Annotated in this window: 11 protein-coding genes and 1 pseudogene; 7 read left to right on the forward strand and 5 right to left on the reverse strand. The window is 70.2% G+C overall.

Annotated features, from left to right (window positions below; genetic code table 11):
• Window positions 1-6 precede the first annotated feature (6 nt).
• The 3 genes from SMIR_RS30665 (at window position 7) to SMIR_RS30675 (ending at window position 3,339) form a co-directional block, all read left to right on the forward strand.
• Window positions 7-1,269, forward strand: a complete 1,263-nt coding sequence (locus tag SMIR_RS30665; protein WP_248003633.1) for an ABC transporter substrate-binding protein — start codon at window positions 7-9, stop codon at window positions 1,267-1,269.
• Window positions 1,270-1,403: 134 nt separating this feature from the next.
• The gene (locus SMIR_RS30670; RefSeq protein ID WP_248002866.1) at window positions 1,404-2,234 is read left to right on the forward strand and encodes a hypothetical protein; all 831 of its coding nucleotides are present in this window, start codon (window positions 1,404-1,406) and stop codon (window positions 2,232-2,234) included.
• Between the two features lie 67 nt (window positions 2,235-2,301).
• Entirely contained in the window at window positions 2,302-3,339 is a 1,038-nt protein-coding gene (locus tag SMIR_RS30675; protein ID WP_168490291.1) for a helix-turn-helix transcriptional regulator, read from the forward strand.
• On the opposite strand, the gene ctaD is transcribed toward SMIR_RS30675, so the two are convergent.
• The gene (ctaD, locus tag SMIR_RS30680; protein ID WP_168490290.1) at window positions 3,221-4,915 is read right to left on the reverse strand and encodes an aa3-type cytochrome oxidase subunit I; all 1,695 of its coding nucleotides are present in this window, start codon (window positions 4,913-4,915) and stop codon (window positions 3,221-3,223) included. The genes SMIR_RS30675 and ctaD overlap by 119 nt on opposite strands.
• 415 nt (window positions 4,916-5,330) lie before the next feature.
• On the opposite strand from ctaD, the gene SMIR_RS30685 reads away from it, so the two are divergent.
• The gene (locus SMIR_RS30685) at window positions 5,331-5,546 is read left to right on the forward strand and encodes an I78 family peptidase inhibitor (protein ID WP_099940606.1); all 216 of its coding nucleotides are present in this window, start codon (window positions 5,331-5,333) and stop codon (window positions 5,544-5,546) included.
• Between the two features lie 145 nt (window positions 5,547-5,691).
• On the opposite strand, the gene SMIR_RS30690 is transcribed toward SMIR_RS30685, so the two are convergent.
• Both SMIR_RS30690 and SMIR_RS30695 read right to left on the reverse strand, forming a co-directional pair.
• Window positions 5,692-6,732 (reverse strand): phosphatase PAP2 family protein, encoded by a 1,041-nt coding sequence (locus tag SMIR_RS30690; protein ID WP_168490289.1) that lies wholly within the window; start codon window positions 6,730-6,732, stop codon window positions 5,692-5,694.
• A gap of 239 nt (window positions 6,733-6,971) precedes the next feature.
• Window positions 6,972-8,141, reverse strand: a complete 1,170-nt coding sequence (locus SMIR_RS30695; protein WP_249938498.1) for a glycosyltransferase family 39 protein — start codon at window positions 8,139-8,141, stop codon at window positions 6,972-6,974.
• A 259-nt stretch (window positions 8,142-8,400) separates the two neighbouring features.
• Here SMIR_RS30695 and SMIR_RS30700 point away from each other — a divergent pair, with 259 nt between their 5' ends.
• Both SMIR_RS30700 and SMIR_RS30705 read left to right on the forward strand, forming a co-directional pair.
• Window positions 8,401-10,008 carry an MFS transporter gene (locus tag SMIR_RS30700; RefSeq protein WP_168490287.1) on the forward strand — a complete coding sequence of 536 codons (1,608 nt, stop codon included), beginning with the start codon at window positions 8,401-8,403 and terminating at the stop codon, window positions 10,006-10,008.
• Between the two features lie 282 nt (window positions 10,009-10,290).
• Window positions 10,291-11,481 carry an acyl-CoA dehydrogenase family protein gene (locus SMIR_RS30705; RefSeq protein ID WP_212727629.1) on the forward strand — a complete coding sequence of 397 codons (1,191 nt, stop codon included), beginning with the start codon at window positions 10,291-10,293 and terminating at the stop codon, window positions 11,479-11,481.
• A 39-nt stretch (window positions 11,482-11,520) separates the two neighbouring features.
• Here the strand turns inward: SMIR_RS30705 and SMIR_RS30710 are convergent, their stop codons facing one another.
• A complete protein-coding gene (locus SMIR_RS30710; protein ID WP_168490285.1) occupies window positions 11,521-11,961 on the reverse strand; it encodes a cell division protein SepF in 441 nt (146 codons plus the stop codon).
• A 290-nt stretch (window positions 11,962-12,251) separates the two neighbouring features.
• On the opposite strand from SMIR_RS30710, the gene SMIR_RS30715 reads away from it, so the two are divergent.
• Complete coding sequence (locus SMIR_RS30715; RefSeq protein WP_168490284.1) at window positions 12,252-13,487, forward strand: DUF5685 family protein; 1,236 nt, start codon at window positions 12,252-12,254, stop codon at window positions 13,485-13,487.
• Between the two features lie 227 nt (window positions 13,488-13,714).
• Here the strand turns inward: SMIR_RS30715 and SMIR_RS30720 are convergent.
• Window positions 13,715-14,209 (reverse strand): annotated as a pseudogene (locus SMIR_RS30720) (transposase); the annotation flags it as partial.
• Window positions 14,210-14,427: the final 218 nt, after the last annotated feature.

Below are 14,427 nucleotides of genomic sequence, written 5' to 3' on the forward strand. Positions count from 1 at the left end.
GCGGGCCTGCCGCTCCTGCTGGGCACGGCGCTCGTCCTGGGCACGGCGGCCTGCGGCAGCCGTCTGCCCGAGAGCGACTTCGAGCACCGGACCACGCCCGCCCCGCAGGGCACCGCCCCGCTCCGGGTCGGCATCGTCACCAGCGCCACCAGCCCCGTCGGCGGCTCCGCCTTCACCGGCCCGCGCGACGGGGCCAAGGCCTACTTCGACCGCCTCAACGCGCGCGGGGGCATCGGCGGCCGCCCGGTCGAGGTGCGCACCTGCGACGACGGCGGCAGCGGCGTGGGCGACAACGAGTGCGTGCACCGGCTCATCGACGAGGACAAGGTCGTCGCCCTCGTCGCCACCACCGCCCTCGACTACGCGGGCGCCTCCCGGGTGTCCGCCGCGGGGGTGCCCGACATCGGCGGACAGCCCATAGGCGCGGCCTACGACACCTATCCGCACCTCTACGGGATCTACGGCAGCCTCGCGCCCCGCGAGGGAACACCGGGCTGGGGCGGGAAGCTGTACGGCGGTACCGAGGTCTACCGCTACTTCAAGCGTGTCCACGGCGCCCGTACGGCCGCCGTGATCTCCTACAACCAGTCCGCGTCCGCCGCGTACGCCCGGCTCGTCACCCGGGGTCTGAAGGCCGAGGGCTACCAGGTGGTCACCGAACAGGTCGACTTCGCGCTGCCCAATTTCCGTGCCGCCGCGGCCGATCTGAAGGACCAGGGCGCCGACCTCGTCTTCGACGCCCTCGACACGCACGGCAACGCCCAGCTGTGCAAGGCGATGGACGACGTCGGCGCCAAGGTCATCGCCAAGGTCACCAACGTGCAGAACTGGACCTCCACCGTCCCCGAGGACTACAAGGACGCCCCGCGCTGCCGAAACGCCCTGTGGGTGACCGGATCCAGCCGGAACTACGAGGACACCTCCGACGCCGCCGTCCGCGCGTTCCGGGGCGCCACCAAGGGCCTGCCGACTCACTCCCAGTGGCAGCTGGAGGGCTGGGCGGCCGCGATGTGGTTCACGGACGCCGCGAAGTCCTGCGCGAAAACGGGCGTCACACGCGCGTGTGTCGACCGTTTCATGGACCGCGGCGCCCCGTACACCGCCGACGGCCTGCTGATCCCCGTCTCCTCCGAGCGCCTGCCCACGCCCCCGAAGACCCGCCGGACCTGCGTGTCGGTGGCCCGCTGGGAGGACGGCAGGGGCTGGGTCTCCCAGGGCGACATGAACAGCGACTGCTTCGACGTGCCGCAACTGTCGTACGAGCCCTGACGTGCCTCGGCTGTCCTGCGCGCCCTGATGTGCGCATGAGAAGCAACCATTCACCCGGGCCTGGGGTCTATCCCGACAGGAGGCGGATCCGACGGAGGACCCGGTGGTGCCGCCCCGCACGAAAGGGCGCCCGCATGATGACGCCGGTCCCGTGGACCGCTCGGCACCGCGCCGACCCGGGCACCGCCGTGCCCCCGTGCGCCGACTGCATCGCCGACTCCGCGGGCGGACTGACCTTCGACGTCATCGAGACCGGCGAGCCGGGCGCCGCGCTCCTGGTGCTGCGCCGCCGCGAGGGCCACGACGAGGTCAGCCTGCCGCTGACCCCCACCGGGGACGGCCGGCTGCGCGCGGCGCTGCCCAGCGGCGTCGCCCTGCCCGAGGGCCGCTGGGACGCCTACGCCCAGGTCGCGGGAGGCGAGCCGCGACGACTGGCCCCGGGCGCCAACGACCTGCGCTCGCTCGTCGCCCGGGTCCCCAGCGGTTCCCTCGGCCATGTCGCCGTGCGCATCCCGTACGCGACCCGGCACGGCAACCTCTCCGTGCGCAGCTGGCTGCGGGCCCCGCACGCGGAGGCCGTGGAGCTGTACCGAGGAGAGCGGGGACTGGGCGTACGAGGCCGGGTGTACGGCATCCCCCTCGCGCCGGACGCGCATGCCGAGGTCTGCCACCGGGACACGGCGGGTCCGCTGATCCGCGCGGAAGTGGCCGTGGAGCAGGTGGAGTTCGGCTTCACGGTGGCATACGGCGCCCTGCGGCCCGGCGTCTGGGACCTCTGGCTGCGCCCGGCGGGGGAGGGCGGGCCCCGGGTACGGATCGCGCGGCTGCTCGACGACATCGCCGACAAGCGCCCCTTCCTCATCCATCCGAGGGTGCCGGTGAAGACCCTGTACGGCCCGGTGGAGGCCGGGCCCTACTACACGCGGGACAACGACCTGTCCGTGACGGTCACCGCGGTCGGCTGACCGCGCCCGGCGCCCAGGAGCACCTTGCGGACAGTGGTTGTCCGCAAGGGCTGGCAGACTCGACGCCATGTTGGAGACATCGGCACGACTGCTGCGGTTGCTCTCACTGCTCCAGGCCCACCGCGAATGGTCCGGGGCCGATCTGGCGGGCCGTCTGGGCGTGACGCCCCGCACGATCCGCCGCGATGTGGACCGGCTGCGCGAGCTGGGCTATCCCGTCAACGCCAGCCCGGGCACGGGAGGCGGCTACCAACTCGGGGCGGGAGCCGAGCTGCCGCCGCTGCTGCTGGACGACGACGAGGCGGTGGCCGTCGCGGTCGGGCTGCGCACGGCCGCCGGGCAGGGCATCGAGGGCATCGGCGAGACCTCTGTACGCGCCCTCGCCAAGCTCGAACAGGTACTGCCGAGCCGACTGCGCCGCCGCGTGAGCGCCCTCAACGCCTTCACCGTGCCGATGCTGCGCGGCCCCCAGCCCTCCGCCGTGGACCCGGGCGTGCTCACGGAACTCGCCAACGCCTGCCGCGACGGTGAGCGGCTGCGCTTCGAGTACCGAGACCACGGCGGCTCCCCGACCCGCCGGACCGTCGAACCGCACCGCCTGGTGTGCACCGAGCACCGCTGGTACCTGGTCGCCTGGGACGTCGACCGCGGCGACTGGCGCACGTTCCGGGCCGACCGCATCACCCCCAGGCCTCCGCACGGACCCCGCTTCACCCCCCGTACGCCACCGGCCGAGGATCTGGCGGCGTACGTCTCCAAAGGGGTCTCCACACGCGCGTACGCCTCGCGGGCGGTCGTCCGGCTCTTCGTGCCCCTGGAAGAGGCGGCCGAGCGGATCTCCCCCTCGGCGGGAACGCTGGAAGCCTCCGGGGAGGACAGCTGCGTCCTGCGCACCGGCGCCGCCAGCCTCGATGTGATGGTGATTCACGTGATGCTGATGGGCTTCGAGTTCGAGGTCCTGGAGCCGGCCGAACTCACCGAGGCGATCAGGACGGCCCGGGACCGGCTGTCCCGGGCGCTGGAGCGGCCTCCTGAGCGATCGCCCCGTACTGGGGATGGTGCAGGTCGAACGCCGGGCTCTCGGAGCGGATCCGGGGCAGCGTGACGAAGTTGTGCCGGGGCGGCGGACACGAGGTCGCCCACTCCAGGGAGCGGCCGAAGCCCCAGGGGTCGTCCACCTCGACCTTCGTGCCGTACCGGGACGTCTTCCAGACGTTGTAGAGGAACGGAAGCGTCGACATGCCCAGCAGGAACGCGCCGATCGTCGAGACGGTGTTGAGCGCAGTGAAGCCGTCGGCGGCCAGATAGTCCGCGTACCGGCGCGGCATGCCCTCGGCACCCAGCCAGTGCTGCACCAGGAACGTCGTGTGGAAGCCGACGAAGAGCGTCCAGAAATGGATCTTGCCGAGCCGTTCGTCGAGCATCTTGCCGGTGAACTTGGGCCACCAGAAGTAGAAGCCGCCGAAGGTCGCGAAGACGACGGTGCCGAAGACGACGTAGTGGAAGTGCGCGACCACGAAATACGAGTCGGTGACCTCGAAGTCCATCGGCGGCGAGGCCAGGATCACTCCGGTCAGACCGCCGAACAGGAACGACACCAGGAAGCCGATGGCCCACAGCATGGGGGTCTCGAAGGAGAGCGAGCCCTTGATCATCGTCCCGCTCCAGTTGAAGAACTTCACCCCCGTGGGCACCGCGATCATGAACGACATGAAGGAGAAGTACGGCAGCAGCACCGCGCCCGTCGCGAACATGTGGTGCGCCCACACCACGATCGACAGACCGGTGATGGCCATCGTCGCGGCGACCAGCGTCAGATAGCCGAAGACCGGCTTCCTGCTGAAGACCGGCAGGATCTCCGTGATGATCCCGAAGAACGGCAACGCGATGATGTAGACCTCGGGATGCCCGAAGAACCAGAACAGGTGCTGCCACAGCAGCGCGCCGCCGTTGGCCGCCTCGAACACCACCGACCCGAAGCGCCGGTCCGCCTCCAGGACCAGCAGCGCCGCCGCGAGCACCGGGAACGCGAAGAGGACGAGGATCGAGGTGAAGAGGATGTTCCAGGTGAAGATCGGCAGCCGGAACATCGTCATGCCAGGGGCCCGCATCCCGACGATGGTCGTGATGAAGTTCACCGCGCCGAGGATCGTGCCGAAGCCCGTCAGCGCCAGGCCCATGATCCACATGTCGGCGCCGATGTTCGGAGAGCGCTCCAGGCTGTTGAGCGGGGCATAGGCGAACCAGCCGAAGGAGGCGGGCCCGTCGGGCACCATGAGCGAGCCGAGGACGATCAGGCCGCCGAAGAGGAAGAACCAGTACGACAGCATGTTCAGGCGGGGGAAGGCGACGTCCGGGGAGCCGATCTGCAGCGGCATGATCTCGTTGGCGAACCCGGCGAAGGTCGGGGTGGCGAACAGCAGCAGCATGATCGTGCCGTGCAGGGTGAACAACTGGTTGAACTGGTTGTTGTCCACGATCTGCAGACCGGGCCGGGCGAGTTCGGCGCGCATCACCAACGCCATCAGACCGCCGATGAGGAAGAAGGCGAAGGACGTGATCAGGTAGAGGTGGCCGATCTTCTTGTGGTCCGTCGTGGTGAGCCAGTCCACGGCGAGCCGCCCCGGCCGCTGCCTCCTGTGTACGGGGCGCGCCGTCGCCTGCGCGGTGTCCGTGCCCATTGCTCGCCCCTTCGCCGTCGCGCCGTGGGCCTGACGGAAGCCCACGCCGTGGTGCTCGCGTCGCTCCGCGCTCCGACAGAGGGTGTGCGGGGGTTCTGTGCTGGAACCGTGCATTTCCTATGCGGTGTCAGCTTCCGCGACATGCCCCGGAATCGGAATGGAAATGCTTCGCCCCACGGGATCTCGACGGGGGACTCCGCACTTTCCATTGGGTTATTCGGGACGGCGTCAAGGTAGTCCCGAATTACGTTCGAAGGCGTGCGGGACACGTACGGAACCCCTCGTACGTGTGACGGAGTTCGGCCGAAACGCGTGTCGAGATCCTGTGACAGAAGCGTGACCGGAGGGGCACGGGTGACGCATGGTCTCCGGCCCGGACTTCCCCCGCCGAGGTCGGCCGCCTAACGTGGCGGTCATGGCACCCATTCCCACCCCGCCCGCAGAGCCCCAGGACAGTCCGCAGGCCTATGTCGGCCTGGAGGCGAGGAACGCCGAGCACCGCGCCCGGGAGCACGGCTGGTCCACGGTGCGCTCGCTGCCGCCCGGCGCGATCATCACCATGGAGTACCGCGCGGGCCGGCTGAACTTCGAGGTCACCGACGGCCGGGTGACCCGCTGCTGGAAGGGCTGAGGCCGCGGAGGCCGAACCCACGGAGGCCGGGGGCCGGAATCCTCGGAATGCGCGAAGGCCCCCGGCTCACGAGCCGGGGGCCTTCGCCGTGCGGGGAGGTTGTGCGTACCGGCCCCGCTGTTCTCCATGATCGGTCCGTTGCGCCTCATCCGCCTGTCAGCGGCCGGGCGGACGTCGTCGTGGCGGTGCGCGCCGCGCGGTCCGAGTGCGGTGGACGGCGGCTGCCGACCGGGGTGACCGGGGTGCGCTCCGAGCGGGTCGTGTGCGGTCCCGGCGCCAGGTAGACCGGCGCCCGGGGCGCGCGGCCGGTGGCCACCGCCGCGCGCGCCGGAACCTCCTCGTCCACCGGGACCGACTGCTTGACCAGCACGGGCGCACCGACCGGGGAGCCGACCGGAGCCTCGGCCGGGACGGGCAGCGCACGGCCGCGGCGGGCGCGCCAGGCGTCGCGCAGAGTGAACAGGCCGGTCTCGGCGCGGGCGATCAGCGGCTCGCACCACGGCAGCGCCAGCAGGATCAGCAGACCGGCGGCCCAGCCCAGCAGCACATCGCTCAGCCAGTGCGTGCCGAGGTAGACGGTGGTGAGGCCGACGCCGAGCGAGGTCACGGCGGACAGCGCCGACAGCCAGCGCCTCGCCCGCGGGGTGGAGGCCAGATAGGCCAGGATTCCCCAGGTCACGACGGCGTTCGCGGTGTGGCCCGAAGGGAATATATCGCCGCCGAGCCCCATCTCGTTCGAGCCGATCGTGATGGCGTAGTGCGGGCCGAGGCGGCCCATGCCGAGCTTCGCGGCGCCGACCGTGATGTTGAGCAGCAGCAGCGAGGCGCCCAGCGTGAGCAGCGGGCGCAGGGTGTGCTGCCGCCAGGAGCGCCAGCCGAGCCACGCGGCGACCATCACGGCGGTGGGGCCGCGCTGGCCCAGCACCACGTAGTAGTCGAGGAACGCGTGGATCTCCGGCCACTGCTGATAGGGCCGGAAGAACATGACCTGCCAGTCGAACCGGACCAGCCACGATGTGATCGCAACGGCCCACACGATGGCCACGTAGAAGGCCAGGGTGGCTCCGAAGAGCACAACCCTGTGCCTGCTCATCTTCGGCACATCGATGTTCGCCGGCCGTTCCGGCTCACGGTCCAACCGGGCGAAGACCCGGTCCAGACGGGTGAGGTTTCGTTCGGTACGCACTCAATCGACGTTACAGCGAGTGAGCTGCGTTCCAGGCCGAATCACTCGCTTTGTGATGACGATGTGATGTGGGATTCCTCTCAGGGTGATGTTTAATTCCAATGATTCTCTAATCATCGACGCCTTGATCCTTCAATTCCATTGATCGGCTCGGGCTTCGGTTTTATGCCACTTTTGAATTCGTTCACCGAATCCTGGGGTGGAATTCTCCGGCCGCTCACCGAGCGTCAACGGGTGGATCATGGCGGACCGGAGCCGTTCAGCCAGAACGCCCCGTAGAGCGCGGAGGCCATCGCCGCACCACCGAGAATCAGCGCTGACCTGGACGTACGCAGTCGGGCCAGGGCCAGCGCGAGGGGGAGCAAGAGGGGGAAAGCGGGCAGCAGGAGGCGCGGTTTCGAGCCGAAGTAACTCGACGCGCACAGGGCGAGCGCGATGACGATTCCCGCGTACACCAGCAGAGCCGGCGGCTGGCCCTGTCGTACGCACGTCACGTACAGCCAGACGATCAGTGCGACTCCGGCGATCAGTCCGACGCCGGCCAGAGCCGACGGAATTGACGTGAACTTGTCGCCCACGAAGCGGGCGAACGCATACCCGCCGTCGAATCCGTTGCGCCAGCCCGCCTGGACGTCGAGATAGCCGAGCGGCCCCTTGCCCGTGCGACGGCCGACCCAGAGCACATACCCGGCGGCGCCGAGCGGCGCGAGAAGCATGCCGAGGGCGCGTCGGAGCACGGTTGCGCCGTGCGCGGGGCGCGCGCTTCGATCCCGCACGAACGAGGCGATGGCCGCCACCCACAGGGCCGCGACCACCGCGGCCCCCACCGGGCGGGTCAGCCCGGCGAACGCGGCGAGCAGGCCCGCCGTCACCCAGCGGCCGGTCAGTACCGCGTAGAGCGACCAGGCGGCGAGCGCCGTGAACAGGGACTCGCTGTACGCCATCGACTGCACGATGCCGACGGGCAGCACCGCCCAGACCAGCGCCGCGCAGACGCCCACGCGGGGGCCGTACAGGTGGTCCGCGACGGCGAAGATCCCCCAGGCCGCGGTGAGCGAGGCCAGCGTGCTGACCAGCAGCCCGGCATCCGCGTACGACAGAGGGGTGAGCGCCGAGACGAGCCGCTCCAGCCAGGGCAGCAGGGGGAAGAATGCGAGGTTCGAGTGGACGTCGCCGTTGGGCAGCCGCACCTCGTAGCCGTAGCCGAGATCGGCGACGCGGGTGTACCAGAGCGAGTCCCAGCGCGCCGTCAGCAGTTTGTGGGCGCTCTTGCCGTTCGCCGCGCTCCACAGGGCGAGCGTGAGGACGCCCAGGGCCCGCACCGCGGCGTACCCGAGGAGGGCCGGCGCGGCCCGGCTTGGCGCGCTCGCGCCGGGCGGCGTCGCGAGGGGCGTCTCAAGATCGGTCACGGGCTCGATTATCGACGGCGAGCGGAACCGGGCGGCCGTCCGGGGCGTGGTGCCCCAGAGGGGGCGTGGCGTACGCCACATGCTCGGTAAGGAGAACGTGAGAGGTCTGCCACGTGTATGAGACAGGAACTCGCGTACGCTGGCCGCTCACTCGCCTTTGATGCGTGCGTCCGGGACCCCGCTCCTCCAGGACCGCAGCCGCAGGGAGTCCCCACCCAGCGGATCGCCGAACGCGAGGGAACATCTGGGAGGTACGTACATGTCCGGGACGACCACGGCCGCCGCGCGTCGCCGTCGGGAGGCCGGAGCCGGTGCCAACCGCTGGGTCGTCCTCGTGGTGCTGTGCGCCAGCCTGCTCCTCGTGGCCCTCGATGCCACCGTGCTGCACGTCGCGGTGCCCGCCGTCACCGAGGACCTCAAGCCCGGCGCGATAGAACTGCTCTGGATCGTCGACATCTACCCGCTCGTCTGCGCCGCGCTGCTGATCCTCTTCGGCACGCTGGGTGACCGGGTGGGCCGCAGGCGTGTGCTCCTCCTCGGATACGGACTCTTCGGCATCGCCTCCGGGATCGCCGCGCTCGCCGACAACGCCCAGGTCCTCATCGGCGCGCGCGCCCTGCTCGGCGTCGGCGGCGCGATGATCATGCCCGCGACCCTGTCGATCCTGCGCCAGGTCTTTCCCGACCGGCGGGAGCGGGCGCTCGCGATCGGCATCTGGAGCGCCGTCGCGGCGGTGGGCGCGGCGGTCGGGCCGCTGCTCGGCGGGTTCCTCCTCGAACACTTCTGGTGGGGATCGGTCTTCCTCGTCAACATTCCGCTGATGCTGATAAGCCTGCCGATCGGACGGCTGCTGCTGCCCGAGTCCTACGGCGACCGCGACGGTCCCTGGGACGTGGTGGGGGCCCTGATGGCAGCCGCCGGGCTTTTCGGGCTCGTGCTCGGGGTCAAGCGGCTCGGCGGCGGCGAAGCGCCGTTCGGTCCGTTCACGCTGGCGCCGCTGGTCGTGGGCGGCGCGCTGATGTTCGCCTTCGTACGGCGCCAGCGACGGCGTACGCATCCGCTGGTGGACCTGCGGATGTTCTCGCGGCCCGCGTTCAGTACGTCCGTGGGCTGCATCGTCCTCGCCATGCTCGCGCTGGTCGGCCTTGAGCTGATCGCCGCGCAGTACCTGCAACTGGTCCTCGGGCTCTCGCCCCTGCAGACCGGCCTGCGGCTGCTGCCGCTCACCTTCGCGGCGATGGCCGCGGGGCTCGCGGGGGCGCGGCTGCTGCGACGGTTCGGGCCGCGCGCGATGGTCTGTTTCGGGTTCTGTCTCACGGCGGTGGCCGTCGTCACGCTCACCGCGATGGGCGGCGACGACAACACCGGGCTGCTGCTGTTCGGGTTCGTGCTGCTGGGGTTCGGGCTGGAGACGACGCTCTTCGGGGCGTACGAGTCGATGCTGAGCGAGGCGCCGCCGGCGCAGGCGGGTGGGGCGGCGGCGATCGGCGAGACCTCGTACCAGCTGGGGGCGGGGATCGGGATCGCGCTTCTGGGGAGTGTGATGAACGCGGCGTACGCGCCCGGACTGTCGTCCGTACCGGGGGTCTCGCCGGGGGACTCCGCTGCGGCGGGGCACTCGTTGGGAGAGGCGTACGACGTCGCCGCGCGGCTCGGCGGGGTGCGGGGTGCGGCCCTGCGTCATGCGGCTCGGGACTCCTTCGTGCACGGACTGCATGTGACGTTGCTCGTCAGTGCGGGGTTGTTGTTGCTGGGGGCGGGGATGGCGTTGCGGTTGCCCCGGGTCATGGAGTGCGGGGTGCCTGCGGCGGGCTCGGCGGAGATTCCGGCGCCGCGGGGGGTTGCGGAGTCCCGCGTCTCGGCGTAGCCGAGCTTCACCCACCCACGCACCACCCGTTTCCACCATGTCGCCACGTGCGGCTCTCCCGGGGGGCTTGTCCGCCGTCGGCGCCTGCCGGTCCGCTCGGAGAGCGGCCACGCGCCGCCGCCGACGGCGCTTCACCCCCGCGGGGGACCCGCACGTGTCGGGGTGCTGGAAACGGGTGGTGCGTGGGTGGGAGAGGTACTGGACGTGCGGGACGCTGGGTCGTACCGTCGGGGCGAGACCGTAACTAGCGGTGCTAGTTTTAGCGTGCCGGAGGCTGCCCCCATGTCCGCGTCCCCGAAGCTCCCGCCCTTCGACCCCACCGACCCCCTCGGCCTCGACGACCTCCTGGACCCGGAGGACCTGGCGATCCGGGAGACCGTACGGACATGGGCCGCGGACCGGGTGCTGCCGTATGTCGCCGAGTGGTACGAGAAGGGCGAGCTGCCCGGGATCCGGGAGCTGGCGCGCGAGCTGGGCGGGATCGGGGCGCTCGGGATGTCGTTGGAGGGGTACGGATGCGCGGGGGCGACCGCCGTGCAGTACGGGCTCGCCTGTCTGGAGCTGGAGGCCGCCGACTCGGGCATCCGGTCCCTCGTCTCCGTACAGGGCTCCCTCGCCATGTACGCCATTCACCGGTTCGGGAGCGAGGAGCAGAAGCAGGCGTGGCTGCCGCGCATGGCCGCCGGTGAGGTCATCGGGTGCTTCGGGCTGACCGAGCCCGACCACGGGTCCGACCCCGGCGCCATGCGGACGTATGCCAAGCGCGACGGCGGCGACTGGGTCCTCAACGGGCGGAAGATGTGGATCACGAACGGGTCCGTGGCCGGGGTCGCGGTCGTCTGGGCGCAGAGTGAGGACGGGATCCGGGGGTTCGTCGTGCCCACCGACGCTCCCGGGTTCTCCGCTCCCGAGATCAAGCACAAATGGTCCCTGCGGGCGAGCGTCACCAGTGAGCTCGTACTCGACGACGTACGGCTGCCCGCCGACGCCGTGCTGCCGGACGTGACCGGGCTCAAGGGCCCGCTCAGCTGTCTGTCGCACGCGCGGTACGGGATCGTGTGGGGCTCGATGGGTGCCGCGCGGGCCAGTTTCGAGGCCGCCGTCGAGTACGCGAAGACGCGCGAGCAGTTCGGGCGTCCCATCGGCGGCTTCCAGCTCACCCAGGCCAAGCTCGCCGACATGGCGGTGGAACTGCACAAGGGGATTCTGCTCGCCCACCATCTTGGGCGGCGCATGGACGCGGGACGGCTCCGTCCCGAGCAGGTCAGCTTCGGCAAGCTCAACAACGTACGGGAGGCGATCGAGATCTGCCGGACCGCCCGTACCATCCTCGGCGCCAACGGGATCTCGCTCGAATACCCCGTGATGCGGCACGCGACCAACCTCGAATCGGTGCTCACCTACGAGGGCACCGTCGAGATGCACCAACTCGTGCTGGGCAAGGCGCTCACCGGACTCGACGCCTTTCGGTGAGTCGAGCACCGGAGAGCAGGGCCGGTGAGCGGCCCTGCCTCAGCTCTGGTTGAAGAAGCCGTCCGCCTGACGCCTTGGGGCCTCGCCGCTGACGATCTCGGTGTTGGCAGGGGTCAGCAGGAAGACCCGGGTGGCGACCCGCTCGATGGTGCCGTGCAGGCCGAAGGTCAGGCCGGCCGCGAAGTCCACCACGCGCTTGGCGTCGGCGGGCTCCATGGCCGTGAGGTTGATGATGACCGGGACGCCGTCCCGGAAGAGTTCGCCGATGCCGCGTGCGTCCCGGAAGCTGTCCGGGGTGACCGTGCCGATCCGGCGGCCTGATTCTTCCGCCGTCTCGGACGCGACCTTCACGCGCGGGTCCGTGACCCAGGCATCGCCGGAGTCCTGTCCTTCGGCGTAGTTGTCGTCGTCGTAGTAACGCTCGTCATCGTTGTCGTCGACGAGGCCAAGCCAGGCACTCGCCTTGCGCACCGATCCCATGGACGCCTCCTCTCACAGCGGTCTTTCTTGCTTTCCGCATCCCCATGGTCGTCCATGATGCGGATGTCGCGCCAAGTGGATAGACGCCGCGCGGGGGTTTCGTGACGGTACTGGTGCACAGCGAATTCGTCGAGAGCCCGCGTGCCCCAAGGGTCTTGCCGTGTACGACTGCTGACTGTGAGTGAAATATGATTCTCGACGGCGTTCGGGTGATGGGTGGGGCGTACGGGTGAACGAGGGGGTCGGTACGATGCCGCAGCTCAACGTCGTACGAGGCACGGGGGAGTGTCATGTTCGGAATCGTGAGGCCCTGCAGCCACCGCCTCGGTGAGGGGCTCAAAACGCAGTGGATGGCGCATCTGTGCGGACTCTGTCTCGCGTTGCGCGGAGACCACGGACAGTTCGCTCGGGTTGTCACCAATTACGATGGGCTGCTGATATCGGTTTTGACGGAGGCTCAGGTCGAGCGCACCACCGGGTGGCGGCGTACGGCGGGGCCGTGCCCGTTGCGCGGGATGCGGACCGCGTCCGTCGCACAGGGTGAGGGAGCCCGCCTCGCCGCCGCCGTCTCGCTGGTGCTGGCCTCGGCCAAGGTGCGCGACCACGTGGCGGACAAGGACGGGCTGTTGGCGCGCAGGCCGGTGGCGCTCGCCGCCCGCCGGGTCGCCGCGAGCTGGGGGCGCGCCGGGGCCCGTACCGGATCCGACGTGGGCTTCGACACCGCCGTACTCGTCGACGCCGTCGACCGGCAGGTCGGCATCGAGGCGCTCGCCGGTCCCGGGACGCCGCTTCTGACCGTCACCGAGCCCACCGAGACCGCGACCGCCGCCGCCTTCGCGCACACGGCCGTCCTGGCCGGGCGGCCGGGCAACGCCGAGCCGCTCGCCGAGGCCGGCCGGCTCTTCGGGCGGCTCGCGCATCTGCTGGACGCCGTGGAGGACCGGGAGACCGACGCCGCGTCGGGGGCGTGGAACCCGCTCACGGCCACCGGCACCCCGCTCGTGGAGGCGCGTCGGCTCGCCGATGACGCTCTGCGCGGGATACGGCTCGCGCTGCGCGAGGTGGAGTTCACGGACGGCAAGCTGGCCCATCTGCTGCTCGCGCACGAGCTGGGGCGGTCGGTGGACCGCGCGTTCGGGACCGCGGGATGCGGGCACCAGGTCCACGCGGACGGTGTGCGAGGGGCCTTCGGGCCGCCGCAGCACGGTGGGCCGTACAACCCGCAGAGCCCGCCGGGTCCGTACGACGGGCAGAATCCTTACGCCGGTGGCGGCAACCCCTTCGGCGGCGGTCCCTCCTTCCCGCCGCCCGGACCCGGCAAGCGAGGCTTCTGGGCCGGGTGCGCGGCCGCGATCGGGGTGTGCTGCACCTGCAAGGTGTGCTGTGCCGACGAGTTCGAGGGGCCGTGGTCGCGAAAGAGGCGCGAGGGCTGCCTCGGCAACTGCGACTGTGACTGCAGCTGCTGCGAGGCCTGTGAGATCTGCGAGTGCTGTGAATGCTGCTCGTGCTGCGACTGCGGCCTGTGACGGACCTCGTATACGGCGGCGTGGGCGATCACGCCGACGAAAGGATCGGGCCTGCCCATTCGGGGATGTCATTGTTTCCGGGGCGTAAAACAAAAACATGATCGGGTGACCGGGATGCCGTAGCGGTCGTTGGTCCGGCGCAGAACCAATTCTGCCCTGCCAGTAACTCGTCCTCGCCCTAAGGCACTTCAGCGAATTCTTGCGAGACATCTCACGATGCCAAGTCGTCAAGCCGCTGCGGCCGTTTTGGTAGGGAAGGCGACGAGTTCGTCGAACAGTTCGCCCTTCTGCAGGCAGTGGTAGAGCTGGCCGATCATGCGGTTGAACAGGTGCCGCTGGGCGGCCGCGTGCCAGTCTCCCCGTTCGCGCCGTCGCCGGTAGTGGGCGTCGGCTCCGGGCGAGGAGCGCAGGGCGGAGAAAGCCCACAGGTAACCGGCGTGGTTGAGCCGGTCGTTTTTGACCATGCGCCGTCCGACGTGGTGCTTCTTGCCCGAGGCCCGGGTGACGGGGGCCGATCCGGCGTAGGCCTTCAGGCCGCGGGCGTCGGCGAAGCGCTCACGGTCGTCGCCGACCTCGGCTAGGACCCGGGCGCCGAGTTGGACCCCGAGACCGGGGAAGCTCACGATGACCTCAGCGTCCGGGTGCTGGAGAAAAGACTCCTCGACCGCCTCGGTGAGCTCGTCGGCGGCGAGGCAGGCGGCCTCCAGCTGCCGCAGGAGGGCGAAGGCATACATCCGGCACTCATGCGCTCGTCAACACCGTGAGCGCGAGGCCGATGCACCAGCCTGTGGGCAGGTGTCAGGCACCAGGACCATGCAAGGCGTCATGGACTTCACGCTCGAACAGCCCAAGCGGCAACCTGCCCCAGCCAGGACTGCTACGAACGAATTAGGAACCCCGGGCGTTTACGCTCGGGAGGAATCGCATCCCCGTGGCTGCG

It is taken from the genome of Streptomyces mirabilis, assembly GCF_018310535.1.
Lineage (GTDB): Bacteria > Actinomycetota > Actinomycetes > Streptomycetales > Streptomycetaceae > Streptomyces.

What these genes read in the sequence shown, in the direction of transcription:
- ctaD (WP_168490290.1), bottom strand. Translation starts at nt 4,915, where the DNA reads ATGGGCACGGACACCGCGCAGGCGACGGCGCGCCCCGTACACAGGAGG.
- SMIR_RS30710 (WP_168490285.1), bottom strand. Translation starts at nt 11,961, where the DNA reads ATGGGATCGGTGCGCAAGGCGAGTGCCTGGCTTGGCCTCGTCGACGAC.
- SMIR_RS30675 (WP_168490291.1), top strand. Translation starts at nt 2,302, where the DNA reads ATGTTGGAGACATCGGCACGACTGCTGCGGTTGCTCTCACTGCTCCAG.
- SMIR_RS30715 (WP_168490284.1), top strand. Translation starts at nt 12,252, where the DNA reads ATGTTCGGAATCGTGAGGCCCTGCAGCCACCGCCTCGGTGAGGGGCTC.
- SMIR_RS30705 (WP_212727629.1), top strand. Translation starts at nt 10,291, where the DNA reads ATGTCCGCGTCCCCGAAGCTCCCGCCCTTCGACCCCACCGACCCCCTC.
- SMIR_RS30685 (WP_099940606.1), top strand. Translation starts at nt 5,331, where the DNA reads ATGGCACCCATTCCCACCCCGCCCGCAGAGCCCCAGGACAGTCCGCAG.
- SMIR_RS30700 (WP_168490287.1), top strand. Translation starts at nt 8,401, where the DNA reads ATGTCCGGGACGACCACGGCCGCCGCGCGTCGCCGTCGGGAGGCCGGA.
- SMIR_RS30670 (WP_248002866.1), top strand. Translation starts at nt 1,404, where the DNA reads ATGATGACGCCGGTCCCGTGGACCGCTCGGCACCGCGCCGACCCGGGC.